This is a genomic window from Caldibacillus thermoamylovorans (genome assembly GCF_000751775.1).
GTDB classification, from domain to species: domain Bacteria; phylum Bacillota; class Bacilli; order Bacillales; family Caldibacillaceae; genus Caldifermentibacillus; species Caldifermentibacillus hisashii.
The window spans coordinates 1-19,137 of the sequence record NZ_CCRF01000096.1 but is presented as its reverse complement, the minus strand read 5'-3'; the positions used below and the strand labels follow the sequence as shown (position 1 = coordinate 19,137).

20 protein-coding genes and 1 pseudogene are annotated in these 19,137 nt (G+C 32.9%); 18 read left to right on the top strand and 3 right to left on the bottom strand.

Annotation, left to right across the window (positions count from 1 at the left end; genetic code table 11):
• Positions 1-76 precede the first annotated feature (76 nt).
• From BT1A1_RS15630 to BT1A1_RS15620, 3 genes are read right to left on the bottom strand one after another with little or no spacing between them, the layout of a single operon-like run.
• Positions 77-550 (bottom strand): protein-export chaperone SecB, encoded by a 474-nt coding sequence (locus BT1A1_RS15630; RefSeq protein ID WP_034773048.1) that lies wholly within the window; start codon positions 548-550, stop codon positions 77-79.
• Positions 551-565: 15 nt separating this feature from the next.
• A complete protein-coding gene (locus BT1A1_RS15625) occupies positions 566-862 on the bottom strand; it encodes a hypothetical protein (protein ID WP_034773047.1) in 297 nt (98 codons plus the stop codon).
• Positions 863-891: 29 nt separating this feature from the next.
• Positions 892-1,488, bottom strand: a complete 597-nt coding sequence (locus BT1A1_RS15620) for a hypothetical protein (protein ID WP_034773046.1) — start codon at positions 1,486-1,488, stop codon at positions 892-894.
• A gap of 354 nt (positions 1,489-1,842) precedes the next feature.
• Between BT1A1_RS15620 and BT1A1_RS15615 the strand changes: the two genes are divergently transcribed.
• The 18 genes and pseudogenes from BT1A1_RS15615 to BT1A1_RS15530 all read left to right on the top strand — a co-directional run.
• Positions 1,843-2,028: a hypothetical protein gene (locus BT1A1_RS15615; RefSeq protein WP_034773045.1), complete on the top strand. Its 186-nt coding sequence runs from the start codon at positions 1,843-1,845 to the stop codon at positions 2,026-2,028.
• A 548-nt stretch (positions 2,029-2,576) separates the two neighbouring features.
• Complete coding sequence (locus BT1A1_RS15610) at positions 2,577-4,658, top strand: BglG family transcription antiterminator (protein ID WP_231553349.1); 2,082 nt, start codon at positions 2,577-2,579, stop codon at positions 4,656-4,658.
• 3 nt (positions 4,659-4,661) lie between these two features.
• Positions 4,662-4,949: a PTS sugar transporter subunit IIB gene (locus BT1A1_RS15605; RefSeq protein WP_034773042.1), complete on the top strand. Its 288-nt coding sequence runs from the start codon at positions 4,662-4,664 to the stop codon at positions 4,947-4,949.
• Between the two features lie 15 nt (positions 4,950-4,964).
• Positions 4,965-6,353, top strand: coding sequence for a PTS ascorbate transporter subunit IIC (locus tag BT1A1_RS15600; RefSeq protein ID WP_034773038.1), 1,389 nt, complete (start codon positions 4,965-4,967; stop codon positions 6,351-6,353).
• A 13-nt stretch (positions 6,354-6,366) separates the two neighbouring features.
• Positions 6,367-7,077 carry a transaldolase gene (locus BT1A1_RS15595; RefSeq protein WP_034773037.1) on the top strand — a complete coding sequence of 237 codons (711 nt, stop codon included), beginning with the start codon at positions 6,367-6,369 and terminating at the stop codon, positions 7,075-7,077.
• Positions 7,078-7,627: 550 nt separating this feature from the next.
• Positions 7,628-9,463: a BglG family transcription antiterminator gene (locus BT1A1_RS15590; protein WP_034773036.1), complete on the top strand. Its 1,836-nt coding sequence runs from the start codon at positions 7,628-7,630 to the stop codon at positions 9,461-9,463.
• A 15-nt stretch (positions 9,464-9,478) separates the two neighbouring features.
• On the top strand, positions 9,479-10,606 hold the full coding sequence (locus BT1A1_RS15585) for an amidohydrolase/deacetylase family metallohydrolase (protein ID WP_034773035.1): 1,128 nt from the start codon (positions 9,479-9,481) through the stop codon (positions 10,604-10,606).
• Positions 10,603-10,935, top strand: coding sequence for a PRD domain-containing protein (locus tag BT1A1_RS15580; protein WP_043988699.1), 333 nt, complete (start codon positions 10,603-10,605; stop codon positions 10,933-10,935). Before BT1A1_RS15585 ends, BT1A1_RS15580 begins: the two co-directional genes overlap by 4 nt.
• 17 nt (positions 10,936-10,952) lie before the next feature.
• Positions 10,953-11,312, top strand: a complete 360-nt coding sequence (locus BT1A1_RS15575; protein WP_034773034.1) for a glycine-rich SFCGS family protein — start codon at positions 10,953-10,955, stop codon at positions 11,310-11,312.
• A gap of 7 nt (positions 11,313-11,319) precedes the next feature.
• Positions 11,320-11,664 (top strand): DUF4312 family protein, encoded by a 345-nt coding sequence (locus tag BT1A1_RS15570; protein WP_034773033.1) that lies wholly within the window; start codon positions 11,320-11,322, stop codon positions 11,662-11,664.
• Positions 11,665-11,675: 11 nt separating this feature from the next.
• The gene (locus BT1A1_RS15565) at positions 11,676-12,461 is read left to right on the top strand and encodes a DUF4311 domain-containing protein (RefSeq protein ID WP_034773031.1); all 786 of its coding nucleotides are present in this window, start codon (positions 11,676-11,678) and stop codon (positions 12,459-12,461) included.
• Between the two features lie 2 nt (positions 12,462-12,463).
• On the top strand, positions 12,464-13,135 hold the full coding sequence (locus BT1A1_RS15560) for a DUF4310 family protein (RefSeq protein ID WP_034773028.1): 672 nt from the start codon (positions 12,464-12,466) through the stop codon (positions 13,133-13,135).
• A gap of 15 nt (positions 13,136-13,150) precedes the next feature.
• Entirely contained in the window at positions 13,151-14,260 is a 1,110-nt protein-coding gene (locus tag BT1A1_RS15555; RefSeq protein ID WP_034773025.1) for a DgaE family pyridoxal phosphate-dependent ammonia lyase, read from the top strand.
• Positions 14,260-14,979, top strand: a complete 720-nt coding sequence (locus tag BT1A1_RS15550) for a KDGP aldolase (RefSeq protein WP_034773023.1) — start codon at positions 14,260-14,262, stop codon at positions 14,977-14,979. Before BT1A1_RS15555 ends, BT1A1_RS15550 begins: the two co-directional genes overlap by 1 nt.
• A 609-nt stretch (positions 14,980-15,588) precedes the next feature.
• Positions 15,589-16,002, top strand: coding sequence for a hypothetical protein (locus BT1A1_RS15545; RefSeq protein ID WP_034773020.1), 414 nt, complete (start codon positions 15,589-15,591; stop codon positions 16,000-16,002).
• Positions 16,003-16,093: 91 nt separating this feature from the next.
• Positions 16,094-17,293, top strand: a pseudogene (locus BT1A1_RS15540) (ISL3 family transposase).
• A 337-nt stretch (positions 17,294-17,630) separates the two neighbouring features.
• Complete coding sequence (locus BT1A1_RS15535; RefSeq protein WP_051989182.1) at positions 17,631-18,530, top strand: ABC transporter ATP-binding protein; 900 nt, start codon at positions 17,631-17,633, stop codon at positions 18,528-18,530.
• Positions 18,520-19,137 (top strand): hypothetical protein (locus BT1A1_RS15530; RefSeq protein ID WP_034773018.1); only part of this gene is annotated, 618 nt, incomplete at its 3' end. The genes BT1A1_RS15535 and BT1A1_RS15530, both read left to right, overlap by 11 nt.

The following is a 19,137-nucleotide window of genomic DNA, read 5'->3' as shown; positions in this document are numbered from 1 at the left end:
GCTGTTATGTTTGTTTGCAAATTATTCCATATGACTGATTGTTTCTTGAACTTGAGAAATTTTTGATATGTAACTTTTAACTTTCTTCATAAAAATCACTATCTAATAAAAGATCAGCTAATTTTTTACTAGTAATATATTTTGAAAAATTAACAGTAGGAAGTATAACTGGTTGGTGTTTGCTTTTACTGGTCAAGTCAGTTAATACAGACCTTAAGTAAGGGAATAAAATAGCACTTCCATTAATTAGCTTAAATTTTTGTAAGTCCTCTATACCGTATTTTCCAGCTTCATCTTCTTTAAATGCATAAAAACCTCTTATAATTACCTCTGCTTTAAAAGGTAAGGGATTTTCCTTGTCACCATCAATTCTAACGCCAAAAATAATATTAAAGAAAGAATTGTCCTCCTTTTTTTCAACTAATTTAATGAAAAATTTTGGAGTAATTTCTGAGTAGTTGTTTGAATGCTCATTATTAATATTCCTCTCATACTGCATTCGATCTACTTGAAAACCGTTAAAAGATATAATACCTTGGACAATTTCCATTTTGAACACCTCTAGTTAAGCAGCTGTATTCGTACCTATATTTTTGTCAATAACATAATCGCTTTCAATATTATCGGTTAAGTAAAAACCAATTTCCGTATTTTCCCAAACCATTTTTTCAATTTCAGGGTTTTTAGACCAATTTTGATTATTTATAAAGGAAATACCAATTGTTTCAATAAATTTTTCTTTTGAAAGTTCAATTATTTCTCCATTTGAATGACGGATACGGGGATAAAGTTGATTCTCATTATACTCTATACCATATCTTTCAGCAGCAGCTTTAACAATTTCCTTTATATCTTTTTCCATTTTTATTACTCCTTTTGGATTATTTAACCTTAAAAATAAATTGTACTAGGATATATATATTCATTATCAGGATATTCAACTTCCATAATTTTAATACATTTATTGTTTCGTACACATATTTGTTTTTCTTTATATTTAACATCAATAGGGAATATTTTTTTATCAAATTGAACAGGGTTTACAGCACCATAACTTGGCTTGTGTGCATGCTCAAAGGTCTTTATTATAATATTCCAATTATAAATTTCAGCTAATACATCTATGATTAAACATAAGTTTTTATGTTTGTCATCAGTAAAGGTTAATGGTTTAAAATAATCGTACATTTCATTAATACATTTATAAAAATCATTAATATCTTCAGGATCATCTAAGTCAAGAATATTTTCCCTGTTTTCTCCAATATTTACATGGATTATTGCAAGTTTATTCCCTATTTCCTTTTTTAGGTAGTCGGTAGCAGCATTTTTACTTATGAACCAGAATGCAAGTTTTTTATTAGTATAAAAATAACTCCCCTGTCCTAACCAGTGATTATCTCGCTTTTGTGGATTAAATCCGTTTCTAAGAATGTCATTAACTAAATTTGCAAAGGTCCCATGATATCCATCTAGCTTTACAACCATTTTATACATCCTTATTCATATTATAATAGAAGTCAGTATAACCTAATTAAAAAGACATCTAGTTTCTTAATTAAATTTGAACATCAAAACCTTTAATTCATTATAAGCCATTATGAACAACTTTTAAAGAGATTTGTATATACACTTTAAGAATATTGGCTAAAATTATTCGCCATAGCATTTATCGGAGGGTTAGCACCTGTGGTAGTCAAAACTAATTATAATCTTAAGAGGTACAACCTAGGACTTCCGATTAATTATTAAATAAACGGACGATGAACCTAGTCCATACTTCCCCAGAAAAATAGTATGGAATTTATCCGATTTTGCTATAATTAATTTGAGGTGGAAAATATGCAGTTTCAGGAACGGATCCAGAAATACGAATATAAGTTAAATGATACAGATGACCAAATTATTGAATATATAATAAATCACAAACAAGAAATTACAAATATTTCGATTCAAACATTGGCAAGCAGGTTGTATACGGTTCCAAATACGATTGTACGCTTATCCAAAATTTCCAAATTAACCTAAAACGTAATCAAGTTAAGACTTTTCTTATTAAGTGAAAGATAAGAAACTTGACCTACTCGAGTTAACTCGAGTAGGTCTCTGTCGTTTTTTCTAAGTTACTATCCTAATCAATTTGAGTGTTCTATTATGGATCTGCCATATAATGATTCCTTTAGTATCGATTGATTTGTCCATTGCTACTGATAAAAACAACTGACTATTGAATTGTTCTTACAATTTTAGTTTGTCAAGATCAGATAAGTTTAAAATAAGCCATTATTTTCATAAGCTAGATTGTAAGGAAAACAAAAGTGGCTACAACATGAAACCTCAGTTGCAAATTGCCTAACTAAGACACGAAACAACTATTGGCATAATGTTTTTACTAATTTATTCCTCCCTTTCTATAAGTGATGGCAGAGGACGATAGTCTATTCCTTACTTAAAATTCAAATGAATTATTGCTTTCAACCCAATTTTGTTTTATAACTAAACAAATTTTGGTTTAAATGAAAACGTTTTCTACGTAAAAATATAATAAACTACAAATAAGGAGGCTGAGAAATTTGGTGTTAACTGACAGGGCTGCTGTTGTTTTGCAAACCATTATGTCGAATCGGTTAATTACATTGGAACAATTAGTGGCGAAATTGGGTTATACCAATAGACAAATAAGCTACGATCTTCAAAAAATTAATGAATGGCTTAAGGAGCAACAATTACCGCCAATACAAAAATCAACAAATTTAGGACTTGAGGTGGTTGACACCTACCGGAACCAAATTTTGGAATCATTACCCGAAATTAATATGAATACTTTCATTCCATCTCAAGAAGACAGACTAAAGTTAATATATTTGCAATTATTTATAAAACAAGAATTTATATCAGTAAATCATATAACAAGCCAAATAAAAGTGAGTAGAAATACTGTTATAACTGATATTCAATCGTTGAAGGAAGTATTGGCAAGCAATCAGGTAAAACTTACTTATAACAGAAGTCAAGGATATAACTTAATTGGTAAAGAATTAACAATTAGATCATTGGCTTATAAATATATATCAAATCTGTTGAAACTACCAAATGGTCTGAAATTGTTAGAGGAAATTTATAAAGTTCAACGACAGAAAAATGACTTTCAAGTTTCTTATCAAGTTATTTTTAAGAAAATCCATATAATTGAAAAACAACTAGAAATTTCTTTTGTTGAAGATCAAATAAAGGAGTTAGCTTTATTTTTCTTATTCCTAAAATTACGAGTAAAATCAGGATTTACATGCAGTATTGATGATGAAATTAAGTCAATTATTAAAGATAGCAATATTTTCGATTATTCTAAGGAAATCATTAATACACTGAGAATTCCTGCTTATGAAGATGAATCCGTATATATATCAATGCATTTTCTTGGTCTTAATACTTACTATGACCCAAATCAATTTAATTCATTGGAAAATAAAGAGTTATTAACTGTCATTCACATGATTTTAGATAAGTTTGAAAAATATGCATGTATTACATTTAATGATAGAGATAATTTAGTAAACTCCTTATACATGCATATCAGACCGGTTTATTATAGAAACCTTTTTAATATTAATCTCACAAATCCGTTTTTGGACAAAATTAAGCAGGAATATCATGAATTATATATTCTAGTGAAAAAAGCAATATCTCCCCTTGAAAAATATCTAGGAACCTCACTGCCTGAAGATGAGATTGGTTATATTACATTACATTTTGGAGGTTATTTAAAAAAAGAAAATCTAACATTTAGAAGAAAACGATGCGTTATCATTTGCCCGAATGGGGTTGCTACATCAAATATGCTAAAAAAACAAATTGACCAAATTATACCGGAAATTGAGGTAGTCAAAGTACTTTCGCCAAGACAATTTAAAGAAGAAATGGATGTTGACCTTGTAATTACTACAAAACCTATCAAAACAAGAAAGCCAAATATTATTGTATCGCCTATCCTCACATCTATTGATAAAGCAAGGATCATTAAAGAAGTTAATTATCTACTTTATAACAAAGGCACAATCCTACCGAAAGCAACGGATTTATTGAAAGTAATAAAAAAATATTCAACTGTTAATGACGAGCAGCAGCTACTCGTTGAACTAACCAATTTACTTACAGTAAGCACAGTTAAAGAATTAGGGAGGGTAAAACCTGTGTTAAGCCAACTAATCACAAAAGAAACAATACAGATTCGGAATTATGTAGATACATGGGAAGAAGCAATTCGAATAGCTTCTGTTCCATTACTAAAGCAGAAAAAGATTGAAAAAAGATATATCGATGCCATGATTAATAATATTAAAAAAATCGGTCCTTATATTGTTTTGACTCCAAAGGTTGCCATTCCTCATGCAAGGCCTGAAGAGGGTGTTATTGACATTGGGATGAGCTTACTTAAACTAAATAAACCGGTTTCTTTTTCCAATGGAGATCCTACAAAAGATGTCAGTCTTATTGTTATTATTGCTGCTATCGATAATGACCTTCATTTGAAAGCACTTAGTCAGTTATCTGCAATGTTAGAAGATGAATCCACAGTTGAACAATTAATACAAGAGAGTACAGTGGATGGCATCCTTCAATACATTTACAAGTATAGTAATGAAAAAGGAGGTGAATAACGCATGTTAGACATTATTACTGTTTGTGGAAACGGGATTGGAAGCAGCCTTATGCTAAAAATGAAAATTGAAGAAATTTGTAAAGAAAATGGAATCCCAGCTACAGTCCAATCCTGTGATTTTAATGCAGCATTAAGTCAAAAATGTGATTTATTTGTAACTGTTAAAGAACTTGCAGATCAATTCCCGGCAGATCGAAAAGTTGCAGTTATCCGTAGCTATATTAATAAGAAAAAAATTCAAGAAGACATTCTAGAGATACTAAAAGAATTGAATAATCAAGAAAAATAAAGGAGGTCATATGATATGGAAATTTTAACATCAATTTTGGGATTTTTACGTGATGTATTTTCCGAACCTGCTTTGCTGATGGGTTTAGTTGCATTCGTTGGCTTAATTGCTCTTAAAAGTCCCGGTCATAAAATTTTAACTGGAACTCTTGGCCCAATACTCGGTTATTTAATGCTTAGTGCCGGGGCTAACGTTATCACTACAAACCTAGATCCATTAGGGAAAATGATTGAACATGGCTTCAATATTAAAGGTGTTATTCCAAATAACGAAGCGGTTGTTGCAGTTGCTCAGGATATTTTAGGTGTAGAAACGATGTCTATTTTAGTTCTGGGACTGGTAATAAATATTATTATTGCTCGCTTTACAAAATATAAATATGTATTTTTAACAGGGCATCATAGTTTCTTTATGGCATGTTTATTATCAGCAGTTTTAGGCGCATCCGGTTTAAAAGGGACATTACTTGTTATTATTGGTGGCTTTCTGTTAGGTGCCTGGAGTGCAATTTCCCCAGCAATTGGGCAAAAATATACACTAAAAGTTACTGATGGCGATGAAATAGCAATGGGTCATTTTGGTAGTTTAGGATATTACTTGTCTGCTTGGGTAGGCTCAAAAGTTGGCAATCCAAAAGACTCAACTGAAAATATCAAAATAGCTGAAAAATGGGGTTTTCTAAGAAATACAACGATAGCAACAGCAATTACTATGATTTTCTTCTATCTATTATCAGCAATCGTCGCAGGGCCTGATTTTGTATCAACACTATCTGGTGGAAAGTCCCCATGGGTGTTTGCTATTCTAGCAGGTTTACAGTTCGCGGTTGGTGTTGCAGTCGTTTATGCTGGGGTTCGTATGATTTTAGCAGATCTTATTCCAGCTTTCCAAGGTATCGCAACAAAAATAATTCCAAATGCTGTACCTGCAGTCGATTGTGCTGTATTTTTTCCTTATGCTCAAACAGCTGTAATTATTGGTTTCGTCTTTAGTTTCATTGGTGGAGTAATAGGAATGGTTATTTTAGGATTAGTTGGTGGCGTACTTATTATCCCAGGATTGGTACCTCATTTTTTCTGTGGGGCAACAGCTGGAATTTATGGAAATGCAACTGGTGGAAGACGTGGGGCTATATTTGGATCATTTGTAAACGGTTTAGCAATTACCTTCTTACCTGCATTACTTCTACCAGTATTAGGAGAGCTAGGTTTTGCAAATACGACATTTGGAGATTTTGACTTTGCCTTACTTGGTATTATCTTAGGGCAAACAGGAAATGTTTTGAATATGACTGGTATTATCGCTATTGTAATTGCAGTTTTAATAGCATTGATTGTTCCTAGTTTCTTTAAAACCAAATCTGCTGCATTGAATAATTATGATTCTCAAAATCATTCAAGTTAAAGAGGTGTGAAGGTTGAAAGATTTAAAAATAAAACTTTTTGCAGACGGCGCAGTACTTGAGGAAATGATTTCTGCTTATAAAGAGGGGGTTGTTAAGGGATTTACAACAAATCCTAGTTTGATGAAAAAAGCCGGTATAACCGATTATGTTAGTTTTGCAAAAGAGGTAATTACTCATATTCCTGATTTACCGATATCTTTTGAGGTGTTCACAGATAATTTTGACCAAATGATAAGGGAAGCAGAAGAAATAGCCAGCTGGGGAGATAACGTCTATGTTAAGATTCCCATTACGAACTCATATGGGGAATTGTCGATACCATTAATAAAAGACCTATCGAAAAAAGCAGTAAAATTAAACGTAACTGCAATACTAACGTTAGAACAAGTACAACAAGTAGTCGATGCCTTTGCGCCAGGAACTCATAATATAGTCTCAGTTTTCGCTGGAAGGATTGCCGACACTGGAATAGATCCAATTCCTACAATGAAAAAGGCAGCAGAAATCTGTCATCAAAAACCAAACACAGAATTACTTTGGGCAAGTTCTAGAGAATTACTGAACATCTTTCAAGCAGAAGAATGTAATTGTGATATTATTACATGTACACCCGATATACTAAGGAAACTATCTAATGTTGGAAAAGATTTAACACAACTTTCATTAGAAACTGTCCAGATGTTCAGTAAAGATAGTAAAGATCTCGGATTTTCTATATTATAATAAAATGTAAGTATACCGAAGTAAAAAATGGGACTGACCTTGCAATGAAGAACTTTTAAATTGTTGAGATCAGTCCCTTATAAAATTTTAGCGGGTAGGTGATAGTTTACATTGTACTTTGAACATTAGGATGACATCATAATATAATAATTTTTGTAATTTTCTCGAATAATTGCCTTGAATTTTATTAAATCTGATAGAAAGCACTTGGGAATCCTATTTAATGCTTGTTTCGTTGCTAACATTATTGCTAGGATTTCTCGAGTGCTTTTCTTACTTATGCATTATTCACTAAAAGTGGTGGTGAATCAAAATACCTATTTTTAACTAATTAGAAATGATTTTTTCACAAAACTTTTTTATATTTTCAGTCATTTATTTATAATTATACTAACATTGTTTGATAAAGACTGGTTACTCTAAAAAACTAAAATAAATAACTTCACCAATTTTGGTGAAATTTTTTGGTCTTTAAGAAGGAATATGAGGATTCTATAATATAGTTGTAAACGATTTCTTCGGAAACTACATGTAGAGTGGAGAAAGTTTTATGTTAACTGAAAGAGAGTATAAAATTTTAATGAAGCTTCTTAAATTTAATCAACCTATAAGAATAAAAGATTTATCTAAGGAATTTAATGTTAGTCCTAGAATGATCAAATATGATCTTGACCATATTAAAGATTGGCTTGCAAAGTATGAACTACAAATATTATCACAAACAAATAAGGGATTATGGATAGAACCGGATGAGGACAAGAAAAAGATCGTTATTAAAGAATTAATCGGAAATGAATCTTGGAATCGCATTCCAGATCAAAATTTCCGAATAAAGAAAATTGTAATGACGATGCTCCAAAAGGATGATTATACTACAGCTGCAAGTTTATCTGAAATCCTTGAAGTTAGCAGGAATACTATTTTAAGTGATATGAATTTGGTAGAAGAGTTCGTTTCTCCCTGGGAAATTCGGTTAGAGAGAAAGAAACGGATTGGATATAGACTATTTGGAGAAGAGCTTCATTTACGTTTATTGATAGAAAATCTAATTTTGTCAAATATGTCAAACTACGAAATATATCAGATCATGAGCAGTATTTCCAATAAGGAGGAAAGGAATTACACGATTTATTCTATAGATGGGACTTTGCTTTCAGTATTCCGAATAGCCGAGGAGAAACTTAGTGAATTATACCATCCTAGTGTAATAAAAATTCTCCATCAGTCAGACATATTAACTCTATTAATTAGAATCACTATTTCTGTTACTCGTTTAAACCAAGGAAAAACGATTAAAAGTTACCGTGTTTTAAAAGATAATCAATATACAGATGATGTATCTAGATTTATTTTAAATTTTATGAAAAGTGTTTTTAAAACTGTTGACCTTCCAATATTGGAGGATGAGTTCTTATATCTTTCAGGCGAATTTGCCAATGGAAGAAGAATTGATCTTTTGAATGCTACGCAAAAAATTATTGAAGAAGTAAGTCATAAAGCAGGGATTGACTTTAAACGGGATACAAAGCTTTTTAGTAATTTATACGCCCATTTATCTTTACGGTTTCAAAGAGGATTATTTAACATGACAGAGTCGAATCCATTTGCTGAAGAAATAAAACAAAATTACGCGGATTTGTTTGAAAGTGTATCCTTAGCATGTGAGAAGTATCTTGGTATGGACAAAATTGTAAACAAAAATGAGTTTATATCCTTTATTACTTTACATTTTCTAACTTCTTTAGAGAACACCTTTAATAAGAAAGAAAGGGTAAGAGCTGTTTATGTTTGTGCAACAGGTAAAGGAGTTGCGAGACTTATAAAAAGTCGAGTTGAAAAGGAAATACATGATATCGATATTGTCGCATATTGTTCCATCATGGAAGTTGAAGAAATATGTAAAAAGAGAGAAGTAGATCTGATTATTAGTGTATTTCCAATTAAGTCAAGAATACCTGTTATTGTAATGGAGGCCATTCCCACAAAAAAGGATATAGATACAATTAAAGAAAAAGTTTATGAAATATTGGAAAACAGACCAAAAAGTATACAAAGAATAGCCTGGAAAGAAGAAGAAAAAAATGATGAAGATAGTGAAAGTATAAGTCTTGAAATCATTCTCAAAGGTTTTGAAGTGATACAAGAAGTTCAATCAAATTTTGCACATCGAATTAAAGATGATAGATTACAAGCACTTCACCTTCACATTTTTTTAATGGTTCATCGTTATTTTTTTGAAAAGCAATATGATGATTTCTTATATACGTCACATCAGGTGACTGAGAAGAATAAACAGGATTTACAGTTATTTAAGAATATCCTAGAAAGTAAAGATTTACATGTAAACGATTCTGAGTTAATTGCCTTATTACAATACTTAAATTAGTGGAAGGTGCATGGAATGAACAATTATAAGATTATTGAAAATGGCTATGTTATAGATCCTGAAAGAGAGGTGATTGAGAAAAAAAATATAGGGATCATCAACGGAAAACTTGTTGATCCTCAAACTATCATTCAAGAAAGTGCAGATAACTATGAACGTATCAATGCAGAAGGTTGTTATGTAGCACCAGGTTTTATCGATTTACATGTTCACGTTTTTAAAGATAGGACAAGCTTAGGAATAGAGGCTGATTTAGTGGGCGTTGAACAAGGTGTGACGACAATTGTTGATGCAGGTAGTTCTGGCTATGAGAACTATAAGCAGTTTAAAGAGTTGATTGTTAAAAATAGTAAAACGGAAATTTTATCATTTTTAAATATATCTCGGAAAGGATTATGTGAGGGCATATCCGAACTTGAAAATCCAAATAACTTAATGACTTTTGAAGAAGCAGAAAAAATATTTACAAGTGAAAAAAATATTGTCGGACTAAAAGCAAGAATGAGTAGCTCAGTTGTTAAGGAACAAGGTATTGCTCCTCTTCAATATGCTCGAAAATTAGCTGACCAACTTGAGGTACCGATTATGGTACATATTGGGAACCCTCCTCCATATTTAAATGAAGTATTCCCTTTATTGCAAAAAGGTGACATCGTTACACATGCATTTCATGGGAAAAAACATGGGATTTTAAAAGAAGACAATACGATGATACCAGAAGCCTTAGAAGCGCTTGAACGTGGAGTACTTTTTGATGTAGGTCATGGTACGGCCAGTTTCAGTTATCGGACGATTACAAGGTTTAAAGAAAGGTATTCGTGCCCTTTTACAATTAGTACCGATATATATATTGATAATTATGTTAAACCCGTAGGCAGTTTAATGAAAACTATGTCTAAACTCCTTTCTATCGGTTATTCATTAAATGATGTTGTGAAATCAGTAACAAGTAGAGCGGCAAAAGCGATTGGCTTGGCTGAACAAGGTACATTAAAGCTGGGTACTCGAGCTGATTTAACTATTTTTACCATTGCTGAAAGAGAAGAGGATTTAGTTGATTCTGAAGGAGAAATAATGAAAGTTAGAAGAGTTCTTCAACCTAGAATGACAGTAAAAGATGGAGAGGTTGTTTATTCAGAATGATTGCGGAAGAAATTAGGAAAGTAATAGAGAATAGCAGTGATTCCAGTACATGCGAAAAGATAATTTTAGAAGTAAAAGAATTATTAAAACAAGCCAACATTCAGATGACAGATGCCCAATGGTTATCTTTAGTTTCTCATTTATCAGGAATGGTTTATCGATCTACCCATAAAAAATTAATTGATCCAATTGATAAGGAATTATTTAATGAAGTTTCTTCTGATTCCATAAAATTAGCAGAAAAGGTTTGCAACTTATTTAATGATCTACATGAGGATGAAAAATATCTTTTGTCGATACATTTTGAATCAGCAAGATTAAAAAATTAAAAGAAGGAGGCAATATCATGAGTAAAATTGTTGTTGTAATTGGAGATCGTTTAGGAAAAGGACAGAATGTAGCAAAAGGTGTAGAAGCGGCTGGTGGTAAAGCGATTGTTATACCAGGTATTGGGGCTGATATGAAACTAGGAGATGTAATGAAACAAGAAAATGCAGATATTGGTATTTCCTTCTGTGGAAGTGGTGGTGCCGGGGCAATTATGGCACAAACTAAATATGGATATCCATGTCAATACGGTATGCGTTCTATTGACGAAGGTATTACCGCAATTCGTCAAGGAAAACGAGTACTGGGTTTTGGGTTTATGGATATTGAAGATTTAGGGAGAAAAATTACAGAAGAGTATATAAAAATAAAAGGATGATAAAATTATGAAAAAAACATTCCAATCCACTTTAAGGATTGAAGGTTTTGGAATTTCAAAGGAACTGGCAATAAATTCTGCTTTAGGGACAATTCAAAAAAAGGTAATGGAACAGTATAAAGGTATAATTCTAAGGATAGAGCCTATAGATATTAGAATAATAAGTGCAAATGAAACAATTTATACTGAGAGATTTCTATTCTTCTTATTCCCTAGAAAAAGAAAAAAGTACAAAGTTGTACTAGATATTGATGTAAATATTTTTATGTTGAATGTTGATGAAATACCTTTTGAGTCAGCAGAATTACCAGATAATATTCGAAATGCAGTTCTAGGAAATGAAATTAAATAGGTGGTGTGTATATGGAATTTATGATAATTCTTATAAAGTCAGCTATTATTGGGGCGCTAGTGGGGGTTGGAGCAGGAGCGGGTGCAGCTAGAATGTTTCATGCTCCAACCGTTCAAGGTATGGGTGCATTCCGTACGCTTGGTGAATTAAACGCATGTGCTGGAGATGCTGCATCGCACTTTTCATTCGGCTTAGGTTTCTTCTTTAATGCATGGGCATCATCTGTCGGAGCGGGTGCATTTACACAAGATGTCGATCATCGGATTATACCGAACTGGGCTGCGGCAGTACTACTAAGAAAGGGGAAGAAACCGGAGGAAACCCTTCACGATCCAAAGAAAATGGGAATAGCCGGTGGAATCATTGGTGTAATTATTGTAGTTTTTCTAAACTCTACTGCTTCAGCTATTCCAGAATCATTACAAGCCATTGCAGTTAAAGTGTTAGTACCTGCAGCAAATCTATTAATTAATCCTGTTATGCCTGTCATATTCTGGCTTGCCGCATTAGATGCTGGTAAACGTTCAGGAATATGGGGAACAATTTTTGGTGGTTTAGCTCATATAATTATGGGAAATGCGGTCCCCGGCGTTGTCCTAGGTATATTAATTGGTAAAGGGGTAGATGATGGCGGGTGGACAAAAATTACCAAAAACCTATTAACAGCTGTAATTTTATTATTTGCATTGAGTGCATTTTTCCGTGGCTTTGATATTAATTTAATTAAGAGTTTTCATTTAGATGTTCCAACTTGGTTGATAAATATTCATGAAATGCTTGGACAAGAGGTGAAATAAAGATGAGTGAAAATATTAATATAACGAATAGTGAAATAAACATGAAAAACTTTTGGTATGCTGATTGGTCATTTCCTATCTTTGTATCGCTATTGTCAGCAGGTGTCTTTGCTGGGACTCATATGTATTATGTATATCATATTGGTGCATTTAATGATGTAGCAATTGTCGCGATGCTACAGGCAGGGATGGAAGGTGCCGGATATGGGGCAGCTGCTGCATTTGGTGCAAGTTTTCTATTCGCCCGAATATTAGAAGGATCGCTCATAGGGATTCTTGATATTGGTGGTTCAATTCAGACAGGATTAGGTATTGGCGTTCCTGCATTGCTACTAGGTGCAGGTATTACAGCTCCAATAGAATCATTTGTACTTTCATTACTGACTGGAGCACTATTAGGTATAATAATAGGTTATGTCATAATTGGTCTTCGTAAATTTACGGTTGGAAGGTCAAATTCCACATTCGGTGCAGATATTATGATGGGTGCAGGGAATTCATCCGGCCGTTTTCTTGGACCATTAATCATTATTTCTGCAGCTAGTGCTTCGATTCCGGTTGGTATTGGTTCTATTATAGGAGCTGCATTATTCTATGCATGGAAAAAACCAATAGCTGGTGGTGCTATCTTAGGTGCAATGATATTAGGTGCTTTCTTTCCGATTGAATTATAAAAGAGGTGTTTTGAAGTGGGAATATTTAAAGAACTGGGTTTACGAGAAATAATAAATGCAAGTGGAAAAATGACTGCTTTAGGTGCATCAGCTGTTGAAGAGCAAGTCGGACTTGCATTAAAAGAGGCATCACAAGACTATGTTGATATAGATGAATTGATGGAATACACAGGAAAAGTCATCGCAAAAGTAACAGGAGCAGAAGATGGTTGTCCTACTTGTGGTGCTTCTGCAGGAATAGCAATTTCTACAGCAGCTGTTATTGCCGGAACAAAATTATCATTAATTGAAAGAATCCCTGATACAGAAGGTTTAAAAAATGAGGTTATAGTACAAAAAGGGCATTTAGTTAATTTTGGAGCTAGTATCGGTCAAATGATTCGTATTGGTGGAGGAAAAGTGGTTGAGGTTGGCCAAGCCAATAAAGTTGAAAAAGATCATATAGAGCAAGCAATTAACGATCACACTGCTGCATTATTATATGTTAAGTCACATCACACAGTTCAAAAGGGAATGCAGTCGATTACTGCTATGATGGAAGTTGCACATAAGCATGGTTTGCCATTTATTATTGATGCTGCAGCTGAAGAAGATTTCCAAAAATATATAAAAATGGGTGCGGATATTGTTATATACAGTGGAGGAAAAGCACTTGAAGGTCCAACTTCTGGATTTATTTGTGGTAAAAAAGAGTTAATGGAGGCTTGTCGTAAGCAGTATAAAGGTGTTGGTCGCCCAATGAAAATAGGCAAGGAAGGAATGGCTGGTCTTATAACTGCTCTCAAATTAATTGAAAATAAATCAAGTAAACCAGAAAAGCAAATTGAGAGAATGACTAACTTATGCAATAAACTTGGAAAACTACAGGGTCTCACTTGTTCCATTAAACAGGACGAAGCTGGAAGGGAAATTTATCGAGCACAAATTCATATTAACGAAGATATAACAGGAATTTCAGCAGAAGAACTTTTACACAAACTTGAAGCTGGCAATCCAGCAATTTATTTAAGGCATCACTATGTAAATGTTGGTATCTTATCTGTTGATCCACGGCCGCTGTTAGAAGGACAAGAAGATATTATTGCTGATAAGATTATTGACATTTTACAGGGAGGAAATAAATAATGGATGGAAAACAAAAAGTGATATTTAATGTATTAGCTAAAGATGCAGAAAATGCAAAAGAACTTATTGAAGTTGCAGGAGATCGTATATTCGTAGGTGTTATGGTGAAAAATTTTGCTACTGAAGAAGATGCAATTCAACATGTACAATATTTGAAAAATATTGGCGTACCAGTGTCAGTTGGACTAGGTGCAGCTGATCCAAATATGTGGCAAAGGGTTGCAAATGTTTCTGCAAAGACAAGACCAGTTCACATCAACCAAGTGTTTAGCGCAGCAGGTTATACCCTTGGAAGAATGGAAGAATTGGGAGAAACTCCAATTATTAATGGGGTTATTGAGCCTTCCGGAACTCCGGGTGAAGTATATATTTCGACTGGTCCTGCAAGTTCAGCAAATAAAGAAAAGGTTTCATGTGATTTGGCTGCAAAAATGTTAGCTGAAGTTGGCATACAATCAATAAAATTTTATCCAATCCAAGGTGAGAAACATCTTGATGAAGTTGCGGCTATGGTCAAAGCAGCTGTTAGGGCGGGAATAAAAATTTTTGAACCAACTGGTGGTATTACGGTAGACAATGTATATAACATTGTAAAAATATGTTTAGATAATGGGGCAGAACTGGTTATTCCCCATCTGTATACTTCTTTAATAAACAAAGAAACGGGAAAAACTGAAGTTACAAAAATACAACAATTACTTGAGATGAAATGGGATTAAGAATAATGTAAGCCTGAAATAAAAAAAAACATACCTTCACGGTACGCGCGACAAATAACCGTAAAACCATGATTGTTTAATCGGATTTACGGTTATTTCACCTTATTTGCTACATTCCGCCTGGATCGTTTTTGACCACAAATAGTTGTTTATAATATCTGGATCTCTATGAATATCTAAATTTGGTAAGTCTCTCAATACCTTCACTAGATATCGATAGAAATCTACAATTCGCTTTAGCTGTTTCTGCGATACTTAGGCACAGAACGATAGTAGGCCCCTGACTGGGTACACTTCGATAAACCCAGTTATAAGCATTAGATTGGCCAGGCTTTCCACCTGACCGATTGATAATTTGTCCATCAGTCTCATCAACATGTAAAATGGACTTCTCCAAAGTTATCCGAGATCTGAAAGTAAAAGTTAATAACCAATCAATTTAGACTGTACTAATTTTAGAATGGCAAAAATATCTGGATTATCTTTATTTTATATAAGTTGTCCTTTAAATAAAATTGAAAATTATAAATTACTACTAATAACGGGAAAATATATAGTATTGCGATTATTCACGTTTTATTGTAAAATACAAAAAAGGAGGTGAGAAATATGATTAGAATTGTATCAAAACAAATTAGTGTAAGTATTCTCGTTATTGGATTTCTTCTTTCAACTGCAGTAATACCAACTGCATACAATCAAGTATCGGCCGCAACAAAGTCTACTAGTAATTATAAGCAATATTATTCTTGGGCTGGTTTGAAAATCTTTAAAACGGGTGTATTAGGTTGGTACGATACAAATGGGAAAAAGGTAACTAGTTTTGGAAAGGTTTACCCTAAACACAGTACTGGTTTAGCTTGGTCATCTACTAATGAAACAGCTGCATGGACATCTAAAAAGAATACAAGTCAAGCAAAAGCATATTCTCAAGCAAAGTTTGTGTTAGGTATTGCGACAAGTCAATTTTCAATTGGATTACAAAGTGTGACTAAAGGAATAACAGCTACTGGTAAACCATAATTATTTTAAATTATTATGCTTCTTCGCTGTTTAAAATGAGAAATTAGTGTTAATACTGAATTCTAAACTAATAGAATTCAGGTGATCTATTATGGGCATTGAAATTAAAGATATCAATAAAGTGTTTCACATTCAAGAACCTTGGTTTATTGAAAGCTGTATATTTGATGAGATAAGAGAACAATTGGATGTTTACGTAACATTCCATGAAGGTTCTACGTTTACTTGCTCAAACTGTGGTGCGAAATCTCAACCTGTATATGATATTGCTGATTATAACCGAACATGGCGTCATCTAAACTTTATGGAATATCCTTGTTATATTCATGCTGAATTGCCTCGTACCCATTGTGACCAATGTGGAAAGATCCACCGAGTTAGGGTGTCATGGGCCATTAAAGATCGTGCTAACTTTACAACTCTTTTTGATGCATGGATTATTACATTAGCGAAAGACATGCCCATGAATGCAATCAGTCGGCTTACTGGTGAACATGATACAAGGTTATGGCGTATTTTGCACTATTATGTTGACCATGCTATTGAAGCTCAAGATTTATCAAATGTAACCATGATTAGTGTGGATGAAACCTCATCCAAAAAGGGACACAATTACATCTCCATTTTCATGGATCCAGAAAAAAAGAATGTGATCCATGTGGCTAAAGGAAAGGATTCCACCACATGGAAAGAATGTAAAGAACGTTTAGAATCCAAAGGCGGAGATGCCAGTAAAATTACTGAATTATGCATGGATATGTCCCCGGCATTCATGAAAGGAGCACAGGAACAATTTCCAAATGCGGCCATTACCTTTGATAAATTCCATGTCATTAAAGCTGTAAATGAAGCTGTCGATAAAGTCCGCAGAGATGAACAAAAAAGTTGTGGCTTAAAAATGAAAACAACTTAACAAAAAAATCAAAAGGAAATGCTGGTTCGGTTAAAAGATTGCAACCTTGACACAGCTAAGGCTTACCGTATGCGTCTAACCATGCAAGAAATTTATCAATATCCTTGTGAAATCGCACCAATGGTATTACAGGATTGGATCCAATGGGGTCTTCGTTGTCGACTGGAACCAATGGTAGATGTTGCAAAAATGATAAAAGCTCACTATAACGGGATTATTCAATGGTTCTCGTCAAAACTTAATAATGGCTTATTAGAAGGAATTAATAGTGTCTTTCAAGCCGCTAAACGGAAAGCAAGAGGATATCGCTCGGACAAGAATATTATTGCCATGGTCTATTTACTACAGGGTAAATTAGATTTTGCCCTAAACCAATAAAAAAATGAGTATCAGTATGGAGCCATGCATCGCTCGCAACTGACCTCATTCCCTTGTCCAGTAAACATTATGGACAGAAATTTACGGGTTTAAACCTCTCCCAACCTGATTATCAGGAGGAGAATGTCTGAGCGAGCAAACTGACCTCATTCCCTTGTCCGCCTTTAACAGGGTTTCCAGTATATAAGATTACGAGAACCAAATTTCTATATAATCACTTTAATTAGCGAAGAGCCATTATTATATAATAGAACAACTCTATGTCTATTTCTAGTTTTACTAGCAATATATAGTCATAGATTGTTCTATTAATTTAAATATATTGGGGTGTGATTTAATGGATAATGTAGTAATAGAAACGAATGCTTTAACCAAAGCATATAAGAATACGATTGCAATAAATAACATTTCTTTGTCGGTAACAAGGGGTACAGTGGTCGGTCTATTGGGAAAAAACGGAGCAGGAAAAACAACACTAAATAAGTTAATAACCGGACTAATTTTCCCCACACATGGTTCTATTAAAGTATTTGATACAATTCCAAAAGGTGGGGAAAAAAGATTAGGGTTTTTATCAGAAAATATTGCTTTGTATCCAAATTTAACTGCAAGGGAAAATTTAGAAATCGTTTTCTTACAAGAAGGGGTCTTACCGAAACGAGAGCAAATTTCACAAATTTTAAAGACGGTATCCATTAAAGATACGAAAAAAAAAGTTAGAGATTTTTCTTTAGGTATGAAAAGAAGACTCCAAATAGCAATGACGGTGTTAGCAAATGAACGTGAACTTTTTATATTTGATGAGCCGACAAATGGATTAGATGTCGATGGTGTATTTTGGTTAAAAGAATTAATCAATAACTTGAAATATCAAGGGAAGACTATTTTGCTCTCTAGTCATTCGATACTTGAATTAGAAGATATATTAACGGATTATTTGATTTTTAACAAAGGGAGAATAAGTGACAAGGGGAGATTAGATAAAATAAACGGTAAAGTACTTCATATAGAAATATTGGCAAATGATATAGATAGGGCAAGAGCCTTTCTTGAAAAAAATGGATTTTTATTTAGGGTGGATGGCAGTACAATGTCAATAACAATACAAGATAATTATAAATCACTTTTAAAAGTTTTATATGAGGAGGGGATTTTTCCAATTTCTTATTATATTAATAAGAAATCACTTGTTGACAAATTTCATCAATTTGCAGGTGATAATAATGATGATAAATAGAATATTAGCTGAGTTTCTGAAAATTAAGCGGCAACCAGAATTAAGAATTGTATTATCTGTATTTTTGTTATTTATTTTGTTTATTTTTTTTCAAAAAGGTATGAATAGACAATCCGGGTTCTATTCACCTGAACTACTTAACGCACAATATTTAAGTTCGTTTAATTTATTACTAATTTGTTTAGTGGGTTTTATACCGGTTGTCGTTATAGGCTCTTTTATTTCGGGAATTGAATATAAAAATAATACTAATGTATTTACTATTACCTCAACTGGAAGAATTTATTCTGTATTAGTAAAAATTATAACATTAATTTTTACTATTCTTTTATTAGTTTTATCAATGGTTCTGCTTGGAATAATTGAAAGTCTACTAATCATCCCAAAAAAAAATATTTATATAGAATGGTCTATCTTAATTCCACAGTTATTAACCACCTTTCTAGATTTACTGGGATCTGCATTTCTTGGATTTTTATGTACAGTACTTACTAAAAAGATATATGGTGGCATCATCTTTGCAGTCATATTACCTTTAATAATTGAAAGAATCTCTTTTTATGTACCATATTTTCAATACTTTACATTTGACTATTACTCTTTGAGT